Source organism: Pseudomonas sp. M47T1 (assembly GCF_000263855.1).
Taxonomy (GTDB): domain Bacteria; phylum Pseudomonadota; class Gammaproteobacteria; order Pseudomonadales; family Pseudomonadaceae; genus Aquipseudomonas.
In genome coordinates this window covers 173,748-192,548 of sequence record NZ_AJWX01000003.1, presented here as the reverse complement: position 1 = coordinate 192,548, position 18,801 = coordinate 173,748, and the positions used below count along the sequence as shown (strand labels likewise).

Genomic DNA, 18,801 nt, shown 5'->3' with positions numbered 1-18,801 from the left:
GTCGAGTGCCTGCTGAAACTCGCCAGCCCAGTGGGCTATTTGCCATCATTTAGAAATGGAGGGCGGTGGTAACGTAATCTACACACAGGATTGATGAACTTTACCTGCCTGGCGACAGCGCTCGAAGGCGTTGCCCGGTGGTCACAGTCATTGCCCTGGAGCGCAATGCACCGCCTGCTTCTGGTTATCCACCAATACCCCACTCAACCCCTTCTGCGTGGTATCGAACAGCACCACGATGCCATCGATGCACTGCGCCACTTCATTGGCCGGGGTAGCGGAGACTTTGTAGTCCTCGCCCGGGATGGTCTTGAGCATGGTGAAGTCGGTCAGCAGCAACGCATCTTCGGGCTTGGCGAAATGCAGGTAGCCGTAATACCACAGGCACGCCACCGTACCGATAATGCTGCACACCCCGGTGATGATCATCGGGATGGCGTTGCGTTCTTCACTCATGGGGTTTCTCAGGGTAATTGGGGATCTCGCCCAGCCGGCGCAGGCCGTTGAAATGCTGCGGGTCTTCCAGGAAGCGGATCATCACCGTGCGCCAGGTAGGGTCGGCGAAGGTCTGCACGTGGCCACCACGGGTCAGTTGCAACACCCGGGGCGGCGGGGCCTTTTTGTACAGTTCCAGGCCGTTGGCCAGCGGCACTACCGCGTCGTCCATGCTCTGGTAGAACAGCATGGGCGTGCCTTTCAGGGCTTCGATGGAGTAAAGGGCGCTGTCACTGTCCGGCACCAGCCAGGACAACGGCACCTGCAAAGGCCAGGTCAGCCACGAGGTACTGAGGGCAAAGCGCCCTACGCCTCGATAGCTGGACGGCACGCCGTCGAACACCAGCGCCTGCAGGCGCTTGAGTTGCTGCGGGTGGTCGGCCAGGTAATGGATACCCATGGCGCCGCCCAGGCTCTGGCCCAGCAGCACCAGGGGCTTGCCCTGCACCTCGGGTTGCTGGCCTAGCCAGGTGAAGGCGGCGTCGATGTCCTGATAGATCGCGGGCAAGCTCGGGCTGCCTTCGGACAAGCCGTAACCGCGGTAATCAATCAACAGCACCTGATAGCCCTGCTCCGGCAGCCACCAGCTGCCACCCAGGTGCCAGGCCATGTTGCCGCCGTTGCCGTGCAGGTGCAGCACCGTGCCCTTGACCGGCACCCCGGGCTTGGCCGGCAGCCACCAGCCATGCAAGCGGGTGCCGTCGGCGGCGGTCAGGGTCACGTCGCGGTACGCAAGCCCGGCCTTGTCGGGGGCGAAGGGCTGGCCCTTTTCCGGGTAGAACAGCAGGCCGCTGCAACCGCTCAGCAAGGCCAGCAGCACCAGGCCGCTACAGAATGTTCGAATAGTCCGCTTCAATGCGATCCAGACTCAGGTGGTTGAGGAAGTTGGAGAAGCACATCCACGCCGACAGCGCGTTGAGGTCGCGGAACTGCTCGGGCAGGTACTTGGGCGGCGTCACCAGGCCCTCATCCACCAGCTGTCGCAGGGTGCGCATGTCTTCCAAGGTGGTCTTGCCGCAGAACAGCAGCGGAATCTGCTCCAGCTTGCCTTTGCGCACGGCCAACTGGATATAGTTGTAGACCATGATGAAGCCCTTCAGGTAGGAAAGGTCCTTGGTAAACGGCAACCCCGTGGGCGTGGAACCCCGGAACACGCGACTGGCATTACCGTAGCTTTCCGGCATGCCGAAGCCCTGCTCGCGGAAGAAGTCGAACACCTGCAGGAAGTCGGCGCCCTGCTCCACCATGTGAATGGCACGCGTGCGGTTGGTCAGCTTGCGCAGGCGGCTGGGGTAGGAGGCGAAGGCAATCACTTCCATCAAAATTGCCAGCCCTTCCTGGGTAACCGTGGACGAGGGCGGGCCCTTGGACAGGAAGGTGCAAATTGGCTGGTTCTGGCCGTTGAGCGTGGTACCCACGTGCACCAGCCCTTCGTGCACTTCCAAGGCGCGCACGTCGCGCTCGTTGAACATGGCGTCGCTGCGGATCTTGATGTAGTCGGCGCCTGCCGCCGCGTCAGCGACGATGCCATCGGACTCGAACACCCGGATGGTTTCCTCGGCCTCGCCAAAGGTGCGGTTCAGGCGGCTCTGCAGCATGCCCACGGCGTCCTTGGCGGTGAGGGTCTTGGGCTCGTCCTTGAGGTCGCCGCGGCCGTCAATGTTGTTCAGGTAGTCGGACAGCATCAAGCCCAGGTCGGCCAGGGTGGGGTCGCCGGCGTGAAAAGCGTCGGACGCCGCGCCGTACAGTTCCTGGGAAATCAGCCCGAAATCTTCGGTGCCGCGCGCTTCCAGCATGCGCACCACCATGCGGTACTCCTTGCACATGCGCCGCATGATCTGGCCCACCGGGTTGAACTGGCCGAGCTGGCGGGTGATGTCGCGCTCGATGTTCTGAAACTCCAGCTTGACCGCGCTGGAGTCGAACGACAGGGGCCGGTTCTGGTAATAGGCACGGTCCACGGCCGGCAACGCCTTGCCCTTGGCCTTGAGGAATTCCTGACGGATGCTGTCATCCCATTTCACCGCATCCAGCACGCGGATGGGGGTCTGGGCCAACACGATGCGGTCGGACAGGCCACGTATCGTCTGTTGGTATTCGTCCAAAGGGCGACTCCTTATCAAGACTTGCGAATAGGCTTGGCCCGAGTGTACCGGGCAATTTCAACGAATACGTCGGAGTTGGCCGGGTCGTCCAGGTAGGCAAACACCTGGTCCAGGTCACTGTCCACCCGCACGCCTTCACCCTCTTTGCCGTCCACCCCTTCACCGCGCAGGGCCTGCTGTTGCAGGGCCTGGCGAACACGGTCGACATCGAGGTTATAGACCACCAGCGCGCCGTCGTCGGTCAGCTCGAAGCCAACCAGGGCATATTGACCACCATAGTCGGCCGGCATTCGCGCCGAGGCGTACCAGCGGCTGCCGTGGCCGGCCACGGTAAAGCCTACCTCATCGCGTGGCTGGCCAGCAGGCGTGCTGATGGCAAGGTAGTGGTCGGCGCCGTTGCGCTTGATGCTCAGGGCCAGGTGCTGCCCCCAGGCATCCTTGCTCACCCAGCGCCCCACCAGCCCCGCAGGCGCGGCCTGGCTGGCCGGTAACGGGGCATTGAAGCTGACCAGGCAGCCACCCAGCAGCAACGACGACAGGGCGATGAGCAGCAGGCGCCAGGCGTTCATCAAGCACTCCTTGCAGGGCGCCAGGGGCGCCCGTTATTCAGGCCGAGGCCAGCACCAGGTGCATGTAGCGCGTCAGAATCGCCAGCATGTCTTCATCGGCCATCGGTTGCTCGTTGTCGAGCAGGCCCTGATATTCCATGCGGCCGATGATGGCCGTCAACACCTTGGCATCCTGTTTGGGCTCGCGCGAACCCAGCACTTCCAGCAGCTGGCAGGCGCCCTGCAAGAGGATTTGCTGATGCGAGGTCACCAGTTCTGCCAGCCGCGGGCTGAGCAGTGCTTCCTGGCGAAACGCCTGTTCGGCCATCAGGTAGTCGCGGCGGGTCAGCAACTGACGATGCACGTATTCAGCAGTCATGCGCGCGATCTCGTCGGCCAGTTGGGCACGGGAGGCCGGGCTGCCGTCGTTGCGCGCCATGATGCCGCGCAACAACTCTTCGGTACTGGCCCACAGCTTGGCCATGTAGGCGGCGCTGCGCTCCACGTACTGGGCGAAGGTGTCGGTGAGCAGGTCTTCGATGTCCTTGAAATAATAGGTGGTGGCCGACAGCGGTACACCGGCTTGCGCCGCCACCGCACGATGCCGAACCCCGCGTACGCCATCGCGTACGACAATGCGCATGGCCGCGTCGAGAATCTCCTGGCGACGCTGTTCACTTCCCTGGCGGCTGGCCTTGCGGCCCTGATACTGAACGCTTTCCGCCACTGCTGTCGCTACACCGGCAGCACCTTGTTGAGCCATTGCAGGAGTCACTTCTACTGTCCTCTGTAGTTTTGTGCTTGGGTGGCCATGTAGCCGCTGCCGCAGGCTGCGCTGGCCCTTCGGTACACTGAAGATCGGAAGCGGGGCATAGGCCCAGCGCAGCCTGGCGGCAGCGGCTACGGTATGCCACGAAACCATTGTATTGCCTTGCGTGTGCAACGTGCACAAAAAAGCCGCCCCTGGGGGCGGCTTCTTCATGTTGCCTTTACGCCTGCGGACGCATGTGCGGGAACAGGATCACGTCGCGAATCGACGGGGAGTTGGTCAGCAGCATCACCAGGCGGTCGATGCCGATGCCCTCACCCGCCGTTGGCGGCATGCCGTACTCCAGCGCGCGCACGAAGTCGGCATCGTAGTGCATGGCTTCGTCGTCGCCGGCGTCCTTGTCGGCCACCTGGGCCATGAAGCGCTCGGCCTGGTCTTGCGCGTCGTTCAACTCGGAGTAGGCGTTGGCGATTTCACGGCCGCCGATGAACAGCTCGAACCGGTCGGTGACGTTCGGGTTGTCGTCGTTGCGACGGGCCAGCGGCGACACTTCGAACGGGTATTGGGTAATGAAGTGCGGCTGCTCCAGCTTGTGCTCCACCAGCTCTTCGAAAATCATCACCTGCAGCTTGCCCAGGCCTTCGAAGCCCAGCACCTTGGCGCCGGCTTTCTTGGCAATGGCGCGGGCCTTGTCGATGTCGGTCAGGTCGGCTGCGGTCAGTTCCGGGTTGTACTTGAGGATCGAATCGAACACCGACAGGCGCACGAACGGCTCGCCGAAGTGGAACACCTTGTCGCCGTACGGCACGTCGGTGCTGCCCAGGACCAGCTGTGCCAGTTCGCGGAACAGCTCCTCGGTGAGGTCCATGTTGTCTTCGTAGTCAGCGTGGGCCTGGTAGAACTCGAGCATGGTGAACTCGGGGTTGTGCCGGGTGGAAACGCCTTCGTTACGGAAGTTGCGGTTGATTTCGAAGACTTTCTCGAAGCCGCCAACCACCAGACGCTTGAGGTACAGCTCCGGCGCGATGCGCAGGAACATCGGCAGGTCCAGCGCGTTGTGGTGGGTTTCGAACGGCTTGGCCGCCGCGCCGCCAGGAATGGTCTGCAGCATCGGCGTTTCCACTTCCAGGAAATCACGCTTCATCAGGAAGTTGCGGATATGGGCGATGACTTGCGAGCGTACGCGGAAAGTGTCGCGCACTTCTTCGTTGACGATCAGGTCAACGTAGCGCTGGCGGTAGCGCTGCTCGGTGTCGGTCAGGCCGTGGTGCTTGTCCGGCAAAGGGCGCAGCGACTTGGTCAGCAGGCGCACGCTGGTCATTTCCACGTACAGGTCGCCCTTGCCCGAACGGGCCAGGGTGCCTTCGGCTGCGATGATGTCGCCCATGTCCCAGGTTTTCACCGAGGCCAGGGTTTCTTCCGGCAGGGTCTTGCGGTTGACATAGACCTGGATGCGACCGGTCATGTCCTGGATCACCATGAACGAGCCACGGTTGAGCATGATGCGACCAGCAACCTTGACCGGAATGGCCAGGGCTTCGAGTTCTTCCTTGGTCTTGTCGACGTACTGCTTCTGCAGGTTACCTGCGTAGCTGTCACGGCGGAAGTCGTTGGGGAAGGCCTGGCCCTTGGCACGCTCGGCAGCAAGCTTTTCCTTGCGCAGGGCGATCAGGGAGTTTTCTTCCTGTTGCAGGGCTTGCGGGTCGAGTTGTTGGTCGCTCATGTCTTGAAAAATTCCATCACGGGGTTGTTGCCCCCGCCTTGCGGCGGGGATCGCGGGCGAATGCACCCCCAGGGGCGCTCGCCTTACAGGCCTTGCTTGAGGCTGGCCACCAGGTATTCGTCGATATCGCCGTCCAGCACCTTGTCGCAGTCACTGCGTTCGATGTTGGTGCGCAGGTCCTTGATGCGCGAGGCATCCAGCACGTAGGAGCGAATCTGGTGCCCCCAGCCGATGTCCGACTTGCTGTCTTCCATGGCCTGGGACGCCGCGTTGCGCTTCTGCACTTCCTGCTCGTAAAGGCGCGCCCGCAGCATTTTCATGGCGGTGTCCTTGTTCGCGTGCTGGGAACGTTCGTTCTGGCAGCTGACCACGGTGTTGGTGGGCACGTGGGTGATACGTACCGCCGAGTCGGTGGTGTTTACGTGCTGGCCACCGGCGCCCGAGGAGCGGTAGGTGTCGATGCGCAGGTCCGCGGGGTTGATGTCGATTTCGATGTTGTCATCGATTTCCGGCGACACGAACACGGCCGAGAACGAGGTGTGGCGGCGGTTGCCTGAGTCGAACGGGCTCTTGCGCACCAGGCGGTGAACACCGATCTCGGTGCGCAGCCAGCCAAAGGCGTACTCGCCCTTGATGTGCAGGGTAGCGCCCTTGATACCGGCCACTTCACCGGCCGACAGCTCCATGATGGTGGTGTCGAAGCCGCGTTTGTCGGCCCAGCGCAGGTACATGCGCAGCAGGATGTTGGCCCAGTCCTGGGCTTCGGTACCGCCGGAGCCGGCCTGGATGTCCAGGTAGGCATTGTTGGCATCCATTTCACCGCTGAACATGCGGCGAAATTCCAGCTTTTCCAGCGACTCGCGCAGGCGATCGACTTCCTCGGTCACGTCGGCGACGGCGCCTTCGTCTTCTTCCTCGGCCGCCATCAACAGCAGGTCCTTGGCATCGCCCAGGCCCGCGTTCATTTCGTCCAGGGTGTCGACGATCTGGGCCAGCAGCGCGCGCTCGCGGCCCAGGTTCTGAGCGTACTCAGGGTTGTTCCAGACTGCCGGATCTTCAAGCTCGCGGTTGACCTCGGTCAGACGCTCATGCTTTTGATCGTAGTCAAAGATACCCCCGAATGGTTTCGGAGCGCTCGGACAGGTCCTTGATGGTGTTCAGGATCGGGTTGATTTCCATGGCGGGCAGCACTCGTACGTATCTGGTCAAAAGCCGGAGAGTATAGCGTACTCGCACGCCATGGGCAGCCCGCTGGGCGGGTTTGCCTGCAAGTTGGCAGTTTGCTGAGGCGCTGCCCGCAAACACAACACCGATTTGCCGCCCAGCAGTAGGTCTGTGTCGCCCCACTGGATCTCCCGCGCAAAAGCCCGAGCACGCTCAGTCGCTGATGCCCACCTGGTTACGACCATTGTGCTTGGCCTGGTACAGGCCCTTGTCCGCGGCCGAGATCAGTTGGCGGCAATGGGAGCCGGCCTGGGGGATATGGGTGGACAGGCCGATGCTGACGGTCAGGTGCGAGCCTTCACTGGGCGACACATGGGGAATTTTCATGGCGGCGATGGTCTGGCGCAGTTTTTCCGCCACCAGCCGGGCGCCGCCTGGCGAAGTATTGGGCAGCACCAGGGCGAACTCTTCACCGCCGTAGCGCGCCGGCAGGTCGGTGGAGCGGCTGCAAACGTCGCGGATGGAGTCAGCCACCCGGCGCAGTGCTTCGTCGCCGTCCAGGTGGCCGAAGCTGTCGTTGAAGGACTTGAAGTAGTCGACGTCGATCATCAGCAGCGACAACTGGGTCTGGTCACGCAGCCCTCGGCGCCATTCCAGCTCCAGGTATTCGTCGAAGTGACGGCGGTTGGACAAGCCGGTCAGGCCATCGGAGTTCATCAACCGTTGCAGCACCAGGTTGGTGTCCAGCAACTGCTGCTGGCTGACGCGCAGTGCCCGGTAGGCCTCGTCGCGCTGCAGCAAGGTTTGGTAGGAACGCGAGTGGTAGCGAATGCGCGCCACCAGTTCGATGTTGTCGGGCAGCTTCACCAGGTAGTCGTTGGCGCCGGCGGCAAAGGCTGCGCTCTTCACCAACGGGTCTTCCTTGGTGGACAGCACGATGATCGGGATGTCCTTGGTGGCCGGGTGGTTGCGATAGTCGCGTACCAGGGTCAGGCCGTCGAGGCCGGGCATCACCAGGTCCTGGAGAATGACCGTGGGCTTGAGCCGCACGGCCTGTTCGATGGCCTGGTGCGGGTCGGCACAGAAGTGAAAGTCGATGTTCGCTTCAGCCGCCAGGCCACGACGCACCGCTTCGCCGATCATGGCCTGGTCGTCGACGAGCAGCACCATGGCCTTGTTCTCGTCGGTGGCCTTGAATTCTTCGATCTGCAGGTCAATCATGCGTTGTCACCTGGTCACTGCCTTGGAGCCGGCACGGCGTGGTTCTCGGGGTCATGGCTGAAAAATTTCCATCAGTCTGGGAGCAATCCGCTCCAGTGGGCGGATTTCCACCGCTGCATCAATGGCGGCTGCCGCCTTGGGCATGCCATACACCGCACTGCTTTGCTGATCCTGTGCAATGGTCAGGAAATTCTGCTGGCGCAGCAGTTTCAAGCCCTGGGCACCGTCGCGCCCCATTCCGGTCAGCAGCACGCCAACCGCATCGCCGCGCCAGAAACGCGCGACGCTTTCGAAAAAAACATCAATGGAGGGTCGGTAGATTTCGTTCACCGGCTCCTCCGTGTAGGCCAGTGTGCCGTCGTTGAGCAGACGGATGTGATGATTAGTGCCTGCCAACAATACTACGCCAGGTTGCGGCGGCTCGCCTTCCCTGGCCAGGCGCACGTCCAGGCCCGAGGTACCGGCCAGCCAATCGGCCATGCCCGCTGCGAACACCTGGTCCACGTGCTGCACCAGCACAATGGCGGCCGGAAAGCTTTTCGGCAAGCCCTTGAGCAACACTTCCAGCGCCGCCGGGCCACCGGCCGAAGAGCCTATAGCCACCAGACCGTGGCGCTGGACGTTACTGCGCAGGGGCGTAGGCACGCTCTTGACCGGTGTGCCGCGCTGGCCGATCAACCAGCCGATGTTGAGGATCTTGCGCAGCAGCGGTGCGGCCGCATCACGCGGGTTGCCTGCGCCCAGGGCCGGAGTATCGACCACATCCAGGGCGCCATGGCCCATGGCCTCGAACACCCGGTGCACGTTCTGCTGGCGGTCCACGGTGACGATGACGATGGCACAAGGCGTGGCAGCCATGATCTGGCGAGTGGCTTCCACGCCGTCCATAACCGGCATGATCAGGTCCATCAGGATCAGGTCGGGCACCTGTTCGGCGCATTTGGCCACTGCTTCGGCGCCATTGCCCGCCACCCAGATCACCTGGTGCTCAGGCTCAAAGGCCAGTGCCCGGCGCAGGGCCTCGACGGCCATGGGCATGTCGTTGACGATGGCTATTTTCATCCCTGCGCACTCCCGATCAACTCGACCACAGCGTCGAGCAAGGCATCGTCGTGGAAACTGGCTTTAGCCAGATAGTAGTCGGCTCCGGCATCCAGTCCACGCCGTCTATCTTCCTCACGATCCTTGTAGGACACCACCATGACCGGCAGCGATTGCAGGCGCTCATCGCGGCGCACCAGGGTCACCAGTTCGATGCCGTCCATGCGCGGCATGTCGATGTCGGTGATCAGCAGGTCGAAATCCTCGCTGCGCAGGGCGTTCCAGCCGTCCATGCCATCCACCGCCACCGCCACGTCATAGCCGCGGTGGCTGAGCAACTTGCGTTGCAGTTCGCGCACGGTGAGAGAGTCGTCGACCACCAGCACGCGCTTGCGCGCCTGTTCGGCGCCGACCCGCGCGCGACGATCAATGCGTTCCAGGCGCCCAGTGGTCAGCAGTTTCTCCACGGAGCGCAGCATGTCTTCGACATCCACGATCAGCACCACCGAACCATCGTCCAGCAATGCACCGGCCGAGATGTCCTGAACCTTGCCCAGCCGCGCATCCAGCGGCAACACCACCAGGGTACGCTCGCCAATGAAGCGCTCCACCGCCACGCCGTAGATGGCGTCGCGCTCGCGTATCACCACCACGCGCAACGACGCATCGCTGCTTTGCCCGGCCGGGCGTTGCAGCAACTGGCTGGCGGCGACCAGGCCGACGTGGCGGCCCTCGTACCAGAAGTGTTGGCGCCCCTCCAGCTGGACAACGTCCTCGGCCGGCAGGTCAAGCGTGTGTTCGATGTGCGCCAGCGGGAAGGCATACGCCTCTTCGCCCACTTCCACCACCAGGCTGCGCACCACCGACAGGGTCAGCGGCACTTCGATATGGAAACTACTGCCCTGGCCACGTACCTGGGTCAGTTCAACCGAGCCGCGCAGCTGGCGCATCATGTGCTGCACCGCGTCCAGGCCCACGCCGCGCCCTGACACCTGCGTCACTTTGTCGCGCAGGCTGAAACCGGGCAGAAACAGGAAGCTGAGCAGTTCTTCTTCGCTCAGTTGCACGGCCGTCTCGGCTGGCGACAACTGGCGCTCGACGATGCTGCGGCGCAGCCGGTCCAGGTCGACACCGCCGCCATCGTCGCTCAATTCCAGCACCAGCAGGCCGGCCTGGTGCGAAGCCCGCAGCAGTAAGCGACCCTCGAGCGGCTTGCCGGCCAGCAGGCGCTGCTCGGGCATTTCGATGCCGTGGTCGACGGCATTGCGCAGCAGGTGCGTCAGCGGCGCCTCGAGCTTTTCCAGCACGTCGCGGTCGACCTGGGTTTTCTCGCCTTCTATGTCCAGGCGCACCTGCTTGCCCAGCGAACGCCCCAGGTCACGGACCATGCGCACTTGACCGCCGAGCACGTCGGCAAAGGGCCGCATGCGGCAGGCCAGGGCAGTGTCGTAGAGCAACTGGGCACGCTGGCTGGCCTGCCAGCCGAACTCGTCCAGCTCACTGGTCTGGTGCACCAGCATGTGCTGGGTCTCGGCCAGCAGGCCCTGGACCAGCGCCAGCGCTTCGTGCACTTCTTCCGTCTGGGCGCTGGCTTGCAGATGTTCTTTGAGGCCGTCCAGCGCCCGTTGGCTCTGGCCCTGCATGCGCTTGAGGCGCTGCATGGTGGCCAGGTAAGGCTTGAGGCGCTGGGTTTCGACCAGGGACTTGCTGGACAGGTCGAGCAGGCTGTTCAGGCGTTCGGCAGTCACCCGCAGCACCCGCTCGCCGCCTTCGACGGGGCCCTTGGCCTGGCGCGGCTGCGTGGCAGCGGGAAGCTCGGCCGCCAGTGCAGGTTCAGGCTCAAGCTCCGGCTCCGGCTCCGGCTCCTGCGCCTGCGCGGGCTCGGGTTGTGCAGGCGAGACAGCAGGCCGTACCGGGGGAATGAACGAGGGGTCTAGCAGGGCCGTCATGCGCACCGAGTAGGTGGCGATGTCCTCGGTGGTGGGCGCGGTTTCAGGCGTGGCGATGCGCATCAGCAGGTCGGTGCCGTGCAGCAGGGCATCAATGTGTTCAGGGGTCAGCAGCAGGCGCCCTTCCTGGGCACTGACCAGGCAGTCCTCCATCACGTGGGCGACGCTGACCCCGGCGTCCACGCCTACGATGCGCGCTGCACCCTTGAGCGAGTGCGCCGCGCGCATGCAGGCTTCCAGCTGTTCGGCCTGTTTGGGGTTGCGTTCCAGTTCCAGCAGGCCGGCGCTGAGTACCTGGGTCTGGGCTTCGGCTTCCAGGGCAAACAGTTCCAGCAACGAGGCGTCGCGCATTTGCTCCGGGGTCATGTCAGGCTCCTGGCAACGGCGTCCAGCAGCTGAGTTTCATCCAGCACCCGCACGCTGCGGCCCTTGAAGGGCAGCACGGCATGGGTGAAGCGGTTGCCGGCCTGGCCCACGGCGGGCGAGGCGTTTTCAAGCTGCGCAAGTTCGATGCGATGGATACCGTCCACTTCATCCACCGGCACTACCACCGAGCCACCGGCAGCAGCCAGGATCAGCATGCGCGGCATGATGCGCGCCGACGTGACCGGGTTGACGCTCACGTCCACCCCCAGCAATTCAGCCAGCGACAGGCAGGGCACCAGGGCCCCGCGCACGTTGGCCACGCCTTGCAGCGCCCGCGAGCGCTGATGCGGTAGCGAATGCACGGACTGCACCGGGGCAATCTCCACCAGGCAGCGGGTGGCCAGGGCCAGCCACTCCTCGGCCAGGCGGAACACCACCAGAGAACGCGAGGCCACCTGGCCCAGGGCCTCGATGGTTTCACCCCGCACCGTTTCGCGCACCAGGGAGTAGCGGTCCAGCAGGCGCACGGCCGCCGCCGCATACACCTGGCAGTTTCGGCAATGAATATGGTCGGCCAGCAACGGGCATGACTTGTCGCCATGAATTCCGATCCGGTTCCAGCAATCGTCAATCGCTTCGCCATCCCCCTGGATGACGTTCAGCGAAGCCAGGCCAATCATCGTTTACGCTCACTGTCAGCGGTTCGGTCACTGCGCGCGGCGCGCTCCTGCAGGCGCCGCGCACCGACGCTGTCGCCCTGGGCGGCCAGCAGCATGGCCAGGTGGGCCAATGCCTCGGAGTGCTGCGGTTGCAGGTACAGCGCCTTGCGGTAAAAATCCTGGGCCTTGCGGGCATCGCCACCGACATCGTTGAGCAAACCGAGCCAGTAGAACGCTTGCGCATGCGGCCCATGGTGCTTGAGGTACTGTTCGCAAGCCTGCATGGCCTCCTGGCTCTTGCCTTCGTTGGCCAGGCTGGCGATCTGCTCGAGTGTTACCTGTACCGGTTTTTCGGCCGCAGGCGTCGCGACTTGAGGGACGGCTGGCATCGCCCGTGAACGCGCTACCGGTGCGGACGGTGGCGGCGGCCGGGTCGTCGGCGCAGGCCGCACATAAGGCGCCGCCGGCTCAGGCGGCGGCGTGTCGTCACGCACAAACGCGAAAGACTGCGCGATGCCCAGCGGGCGCATGCCCAGGCGTGCCAGCAGGCTGCCCTCGGCGGGGCCGATGAACAGCGCACCGCTTTTGTCGTTCAGGCCCTTGAGCACCTCGAACACACGCTGCTGGGTTTCCACGTCGAAATAGATCAGCAGGTTGCGGCAGAACACGAAATCATAGGGCGGCTCGCCCTTGAGCAGCGCCGGGTCCAGCACGTTGCCCACGTGCAGGCGCACTTGCTGGCGCACCCGGTCGCTCAATCGATAGCCGTCATCCATGGCGTCGAAATGACGCTCGCGAAAGGTCAGGTCAGCACCTCGGAACGAATTGCGCCCGTACACACCACGCTGGGCCTTGGCCACGGAAAGGGGGCTGATATCGACGCCATCGACCTTGAACATGGCCGGGCAAATGCCCACGTCCAGCAACGCCATGGCAATGGAGTAAGGTTCTTCACCGGTGGAGCACGGCAGGCTGAGGATGCGCAGTTCCCGCTTGCCCTTGAGCTCCGCCAGCCGCGCCTGGGCCAGCTTGGCCAGCGCTACAAAGGTCTCGGGGTAACGCAGAAACCAGGTTTCGGGGACGATCACCGCTTCAATCAAGGCCTGCTGCTCGGCCCCACTGCCCAGCAGCAGGCCCCAGTAGGCGTCCGCGTTCCCGGCGCCGCTGGCGGCGCACCGTTGGGTGACCGCCCGTTCGATCAGCGCCGGGCCCACCGACGCCACGTCCAGGCCGATGCGCTCACGCAGGAACTTGAAGAAACGCGGATCGCCTTCCATCAGTCTTCCCCATCCTTGAGGCGGTCGGCCAGTTGCGGGGCAAACAGCAGCTCGCGCACCCGCTCATCCAGCAAGTCCTGCACGCCCACCCATTGCAGCAACCCCTGTTCATCCTCGCGCACCGGCCCCAGGTAGGGCGTAGTGCGGTTGGACACTTCGCTGGGGCGAAAGTCATCCGGGTTGCAGCGCAGGGTGTGGGTGGCGTGCTCCAGAATAAGGCCCAGGCGCAGGTCCGGGCGCGCCGGGTCACTGCGGTAATGCACTAGCACCAGGCGCGTACTGGTGCGCTGGGGCGCCGGGGTGCCGAACATTAACTGGCCCACGTCAATGACCGGCACTACGCGGCCACGGTGGGCAAAAATACCCACCACCCAGGCCGGCGCCTGGGCCACCGGCTTGAGCGGCACGCAGGGCAGTACTTCACCGATATCGGTGGCCGCCAGGGCAAACCGTTCGGCGCCTACCTGAAAAATCAGGAACAGCTTGCCCTGGGCGGCCCGGGTCGACCGCAGCGGCTCGCTCATCAGACTTTGAAGCGCGATACGCCGCCACGCAGCCCGGTGGCTACCTGGCTGAGTTCGTCGATGGCGAAACTGGCCTGGCGCAAGGACTCCACGGTCTGGCTGCTAGCGTCGCTCAACTGCGACAGGGCATGGTTGATCTGTTCGGCACCGGTGGCCTGGGCCTGCATGCCTTCGTTGACCATCAGCACCCGCGGCGCCAGCGCCTGCACCTGCGCGATGATCTGCGACAGCTGGTCGCCCACCTGCTGCACCTCGAACATGCCGCGGCGCACTTCTTCGGAAAACTTGTCCATCCCCATCACGCCCGCCGACACGGCCGACTGGATCTCGCGCACCATTTGCTCGATGTCATAGGTGGCCACGGCGGTCTGGTCGGCCAGGCGTCGGACCTCGGTGGCCACCACGGCAAAGCCGCGGCCATATTCGCCGGCCTTTTCCGCTTCGATGGCGGCGTTGAGCGACAGCAGGTTGGTCTGGTCGGCTACCTTGACGATGGTCACTACCACCTGATTGATGTTGCCGGCCTTCTCGTTGAGGATCGCCAGCTTGGCGTTCACCAGGTCAGCGGCGCCCATCACCTGGTGCATGGTCTCTTCCATGCGCGACAGGCCCTGCTGGCCGGAGCCGGCCAGCATCGAGGCGGCATCGGCTGCCGAGGTGACCTCGGTCATAGTGCGCACCAGGTCACGGGAGGTGGCGGCGATTTCCCGCGAGGTGGCACCGATCTCGGTGGTAGTGGCCGCAGTTTCGGTGGCCGTGGCCTGTTGCTGCTTGGAGGTGGCCGCAATTTCCGTGACCGACGTGGTGACCTGCACCGAGGAACGCTGTGCTTGGGACACCAGCGCGGTGAGCTCGGTCATCATGTCGTTGAAGCCGGTCTCGACCATGTTGAATTCGTCGCGACGGGACAGATTCAGGCGCGAACTCAGGTCACCAGTGCGCATGGTTTCCAGGATGCTGGTGATCTTCTGCATCGGCTGCATGATTGCGCGCAACAACAGCAAGCCGCACACGCCGGCGGCAATGATGGCCAGCAGCAGGGCAATACCCATGGTGAGCTTGGCGTCGCTCACAGCCTGGGAACTGGCCTTGGAAGCATGTTCGGCCGCATCCCGGTTACGCTCAATCATACTGTTCAACTGCTTGCGGCCCGCCGCCCAGGCGGGGCTGAGCTGGTCGTTGAGCAGGTCCTGGGCCAGGGAGAAGTGCTTCTGGTGGTAGGCGTCCAGCACTTTGGCCAGGGCCTGTTCGTAGTTGGCGCGCAGGCGCGAAAACTCGTCAAAGCTGGCTTTGTCGTCCGGATCGAACACGGTCTTCTGGTAGTTGGCCATCTGCTCGGTGAGACGGTCGGAAAAGCCCTTGAACTGGTCTTCATCAGACGTCACGTATTCGCGCTGGTAGCTGAGCCCCACCAGCTGCTGGGTGTAGACGTAACTTTCAACCCAGGCGCTGCGGATCATGGAGCTGTAGTAGACCCCCGGCACACTGTCGGTGCGGACGTTTTCCTGGGCATCGTCGATGGCCTTGAGGCGCGTATAGGAGGCGACCACCATCAACAGCATGATGGCGATAATCACGGCGAAGCTCGCCAGAATCCGTTGGCGCAATGTCCAGTTCTTCACAGTCATCCCTCGAGAGTGCTACATCTACCGGCAAATTGGCCGAGTATAGCCTAGGGATAACCCTGCTGACTGTGTCGTTTTTGGCTACTTCCCTACATGTTTCCGACATGATGGCCAATACGGTGGCACCCGCGCCCTGTGGCGCTTGAGTACGCTGGGTATCGTCACCCTCGCGACAGCGGCTATAGGTGTGTCGAAAAGGGATGAGCACCGCGCATTGCCTGGCGCGTCGCAAGACGCAGCCTCTTTAGGCTGCCGCCAGGCTGCGAAGGCGCGCGCAGCGGGCACGCGATCGACATGACAACGCCGAAGGTCCTGCGGAGCTTTTCGCAGCCTGCGAGTGGGGGGTTAGCCCAGGCGTTGGTCGATGGCCTCGATTACCGGGGCAAACACCGCAGGGGGTAAAGGCACTACGGCTTCACGAATGGTGCGCAAGAACGCCGGCGTGGCCGTGCGCGTTGCACGCATGACCCATGTCGCGGCTTCGTCCAGCTCGCCACGACGCACCAGCATCGCCGCGTAGCTGCACTGGCCACGGAAATCCCCGGCCAGGGCCGAGCGCTGGAACCATTCGAAAGCCAGCGCCTGGTTCACCGGCGACACCCAGCCTTCCTCGTGGAAGCGTCCCACCAGGTTCATGGCCTTGGCATGCCCGGCATCGGCGGCGCGCTGGTACCAGGTCAAGGCCTGAACCATGTCCCTGGCCACGCCAAGCCCACGGCTGAGCAGATTGGCGTAGTTGTACTGGCCCCAGTCCAGCCCGCGCTCGGCGGCGGCGCGGTAGTGGTGGGTGGCACCTGGCAGATCGGGCTTGCAGCCCCAGCCCAGTTCCAGACAACGGCCCACCATGTTCAGGGCTGACAGGTGGCCGCGCGCCGCCGCGATGCGAAACCAGCGCAAGGCCAGTTCTGCGTCCCGTTCGATGCCATGGCCGTCGAGCAGCACCTGGCCCAGGCGCGCCTGGGCCTCCAGGCTGCCGGCAGCGGCCTGGTCGAGCAGCAGGCGCGCCACCGCGGTGCAGTCCTGCACCCCCAGGCGCAGGACGGGATCGGCCAGCATCAAAAGCGGTACTCGGCGGTCAGCGTGGCACCGCGTCCATCGCCCGGAATACCGTAACCGCGGCCGTTGTATTCGGTGAAATAACGCTTGTCGAAGATATTGGTGACGTTCAGGCGCAGGTCGACATTCTTGTTGATGGCGTGGGTAAAGGCCATGTCGTGGACTACATAGTCGGGCAAGGTGGTCTTGCTGGCGGAGGTGGTGACCGAGTCGGCGCCGGTGCCGGTGCCCTGGTAGATGTCCACGGTATCAACATAGCGCACGCCATAGCTGAAGCTGTTGTTGCCCGGCAGTTTCCAGGTGTTCCACAGGCTGATGGTGTGCTTGGGCGTGTTGGCGATGCCCACGCTGCCGTCTTCGGAAGTGGCGTTGGCGGCTTTCAGGGTCACGGCATTCTGGTACGCGTAACCGGCGTACACCGACCACTTGTCGGTGATGTTGCCCACCACGCCCAGCTCCAGCCCGCGCACGCGCTGCTCGCCGCCCACGTTCAGGGTGGCACCGGTGTCGTCATCGGTGTAGGTCAGGCTGCGCTTGGTTTCATACAGGGCGGCGGTGAGGCTCAGGTTTTCGTTGAGCACATCCCACTTGGTGCCCAGTTCGATGGTCTTGCCGCGCTGGGTGCTGTCGCCGGTGCTGCTGCCGGTCTGCGCCACGGCGGTCAGGCTGCTGGGCTGGCGGGCATTGGCGTAGCTGAGGTAGATACTGCCCTCTTCCACCGGTTTGTACACCAGGGCGGTATGCACGCTGGTGAGTTTTTCCGAATCGGACGAGTTGCCGTTATCCACCCACGCCGCAGTCTGGCTGGTGCGCGAGTAGTTGCTGGTGATGCGCGAATCGTAGTGATCCTGGCGAGCGGCCAGGTTCAGTTCCCAGTGCTCGTTGAACTTGAGGGTATCGAGGGCGTAGAAGGCTTTATCGGTCTGCTCGGCGCCGATTTCGGAGCTGGTGTAGGTGTCTGCCGAATACGGGTACTTGGACCAGCTGTTGCTGTCGGACGTCAGGTTGGTCATCTGCGCAGCGTCGGCGGCGGTGAGCTTGCCGATGTCCGATTGCAGGGTCTGCTTGCTGTATTCGATACCGGTGACCAGGGTGTGGCCGATGCCGAAGGTATCGAAGCGCAACGTCAGGTTGCTCTGGTCGCTCCAGGTTGCGTTGGTCTGATCGCGTTCCGGCGTGTTCAGGTAACGACGGTACACGCCCTTGTTGGCCATCACACCCGGGGCTGGGTTGGACGCGCTGTAGTAGGTACCGCCCGGCGTGGTGACGAAGTAGTCGTGGTCCAGGTGGAAATAGGTGAGCTGATTGTCGAAGGTGACATTGTCGTTGAAGTCATGGGCGAACTTCAGGTTCAGGCGGTGGGACTCGTTGTTTTCCTTGTCCAGGTTGCGCCAGCCCCAGTAACGGCTCCAACTGCCCAGGCGGCGCGGGCTGCTGCCGTTGCTGCCGTCCACGGTAGGAATGCCGTAGTCGGTATTGCCGTTGTCGTGCAGGTACTCGTAGGCGATGGTGAAGCGGGTGTCGGTGCCCAGGCCCAGGGACAAGGACGGCGCGAAGCCGTTGCGCTCGCGCTGAATCCAGTCACGGCCGTTCTCGCCGCCCTTGTAGCCCACCACGTTGAGGCGGAACGCCGCGCCCTCGCCCAAACCGTCAATGGTATGGTTGATGTCCAGGGTGGAGCGCTTGTAGTTGGCCGTGCCAACGCCCACGTCCAGGGTGTCGAAGTCTTTCAACTCAGGGCTTTTGGTCACCAGGTTGATGGCGCCGCCAATGGCGCCCACACCCCAGCCCGAACCACTGGAACCCTTGAGCACTTCCACCTGTTCGGTGTTGAACAGCTCGGAGTGGGTGTACTTGGCCGGGTCACGTACGCCGTCGCGGTAGATGTTGCCGTCGGCACTGAAACCACGAATGTTGATGCTGTCACCCACCCCGCCGCCGCCTTCACCGGAGTTGAAGGTAATGCCCGGCACGTTGCGCAACACATCCTTCAGGTCTTGGGCGTTCTGCTCTTCCAGTACACGCTTGGGCACCACGCTGATGCTCTGCGGCGTGTCGCGCAGCGCTTCGGTGAATTTGCTGCCCGAGAGCTTTTCGGTCTGGTACGGGGTGCCGCTTTCCTGGGGCGCATCGATGACGGTGGAGTCCAACTGCAACGTGTTGGGCACCGGGTCGGCAGCGTAGGTGAAGCTGCTGAGCGTGGCGACAGCCATGCCCAGGGAAACGTCCAGGCGAGGTGGGAGAGTGGATTGACGGCTCATGGGGTTCTCGTAGGAGGG

General features: G+C 63.6%; 16 protein-coding genes. All 16 read right to left on the bottom strand.

Features of this window, described 5'->3' with window-relative positions; genetic code table 11:
* Positions 1–147 precede the first annotated feature (147 nt).
* Positions 148–456 carry a hypothetical protein gene (locus PMM47T1_RS04740; RefSeq protein ID WP_008366297.1) on the bottom strand — a complete coding sequence of 103 codons (309 nt, stop codon included), beginning with the start codon at positions 454–456 and terminating at the stop codon, positions 148–150.
* Positions 449–1,351: an alpha/beta hydrolase gene (locus PMM47T1_RS04735; protein WP_050990382.1), complete on the bottom strand. Its 903-nt coding sequence runs from the start codon at positions 1,349–1,351 to the stop codon at positions 449–451. Before PMM47T1_RS04735 ends, PMM47T1_RS04740 begins: the two co-directional genes overlap by 8 nt.
* Positions 1,323–2,600, bottom strand: a complete 1,278-nt coding sequence (locus tag PMM47T1_RS04730) for a flavohemoglobin expression-modulating QEGLA motif protein (RefSeq protein ID WP_008366293.1) — start codon at positions 2,598–2,600, stop codon at positions 1,323–1,325. Before PMM47T1_RS04730 ends, PMM47T1_RS04735 begins: the two co-directional genes overlap by 29 nt.
* A 14-nt stretch (positions 2,601–2,614) precedes the next feature.
* Entirely contained in the window at positions 2,615–3,169 is a 555-nt protein-coding gene (locus PMM47T1_RS04725; RefSeq protein WP_008366291.1) for a hypothetical protein, read from the bottom strand.
* A 37-nt stretch (positions 3,170–3,206) separates the two neighbouring features.
* Positions 3,207–3,911, bottom strand: a complete 705-nt coding sequence (locus PMM47T1_RS04720; RefSeq protein ID WP_008366288.1) for a TetR/AcrR family transcriptional regulator — start codon at positions 3,909–3,911, stop codon at positions 3,207–3,209.
* A gap of 226 nt (positions 3,912–4,137) precedes the next feature.
* Positions 4,138–5,640 carry a lysine--tRNA ligase gene (lysS, locus tag PMM47T1_RS04715; RefSeq protein WP_008366285.1) on the bottom strand — a complete coding sequence of 501 codons (1,503 nt, stop codon included), beginning with the start codon at positions 5,638–5,640 and terminating at the stop codon, positions 4,138–4,140.
* Positions 5,641–5,723: 83 nt separating this feature from the next.
* A protein-coding gene (prfB, locus tag PMM47T1_RS04710; RefSeq protein WP_157212952.1) for a peptide chain release factor 2 occupies positions 5,724–6,819 on the bottom strand; the annotation gives its coding sequence in 2 pieces (ribosomal slippage) (positions 5,724–6,746 and positions 6,748–6,819; 1,095 coding nt in all).
* Positions 6,820–7,017: 198 nt separating this feature from the next.
* Positions 7,018–8,025 carry a diguanylate cyclase gene (locus tag PMM47T1_RS04700; RefSeq protein WP_008366278.1) on the bottom strand — a complete coding sequence of 336 codons (1,008 nt, stop codon included), beginning with the start codon at positions 8,023–8,025 and terminating at the stop codon, positions 7,018–7,020.
* A 51-nt stretch (positions 8,026–8,076) separates the two neighbouring features.
* Complete coding sequence (locus tag PMM47T1_RS04695; protein ID WP_008366276.1) at positions 8,077–9,087, bottom strand: chemotaxis response regulator protein-glutamate methylesterase; 1,011 nt, start codon at positions 9,085–9,087, stop codon at positions 8,077–8,079.
* A complete protein-coding gene (locus PMM47T1_RS04690) occupies positions 9,084–11,381 on the bottom strand; it encodes a hybrid sensor histidine kinase/response regulator (protein WP_008366274.1) in 2,298 nt (765 codons plus the stop codon). Before PMM47T1_RS04690 ends, PMM47T1_RS04695 begins: the two co-directional genes overlap by 4 nt.
* Positions 11,378–12,061, bottom strand: coding sequence for a chemotaxis protein CheW (locus PMM47T1_RS04685; RefSeq protein WP_008366272.1), 684 nt, complete (start codon positions 12,059–12,061; stop codon positions 11,378–11,380). Before PMM47T1_RS04685 ends, PMM47T1_RS04690 begins: the two co-directional genes overlap by 4 nt.
* The gene (locus PMM47T1_RS04680) at positions 12,058–13,317 is read right to left on the bottom strand and encodes a CheR family methyltransferase (protein ID WP_008366270.1); all 1,260 of its coding nucleotides are present in this window, start codon (positions 13,315–13,317) and stop codon (positions 12,058–12,060) included. Before PMM47T1_RS04680 ends, PMM47T1_RS04685 begins: the two co-directional genes overlap by 4 nt.
* Positions 13,317–13,841 carry a chemotaxis protein CheW gene (locus tag PMM47T1_RS04675; protein WP_008366269.1) on the bottom strand — a complete coding sequence of 175 codons (525 nt, stop codon included), beginning with the start codon at positions 13,839–13,841 and terminating at the stop codon, positions 13,317–13,319. The genes PMM47T1_RS04680 and PMM47T1_RS04675 overlap by 1 nt, the downstream gene beginning before the upstream one ends.
* On the bottom strand, positions 13,841–15,463 hold the full coding sequence (locus tag PMM47T1_RS04670; protein ID WP_008366266.1) for a methyl-accepting chemotaxis protein: 1,623 nt from the start codon (positions 15,461–15,463) through the stop codon (positions 13,841–13,843). The genes PMM47T1_RS04675 and PMM47T1_RS04670 overlap by 1 nt, the downstream gene beginning before the upstream one ends.
* A gap of 348 nt (positions 15,464–15,811) precedes the next feature.
* Positions 15,812–16,522, bottom strand: coding sequence for a tetratricopeptide repeat protein (locus tag PMM47T1_RS04665; RefSeq protein ID WP_008366264.1), 711 nt, complete (start codon positions 16,520–16,522; stop codon positions 15,812–15,814).
* A complete protein-coding gene (locus PMM47T1_RS04660) occupies positions 16,522–18,783 on the bottom strand; it encodes a TonB-dependent receptor (RefSeq protein WP_081492616.1) in 2,262 nt (753 codons plus the stop codon). Before PMM47T1_RS04660 ends, PMM47T1_RS04665 begins: the two co-directional genes overlap by 1 nt.
* Positions 18,784–18,801 lie beyond the last annotated feature (18 nt).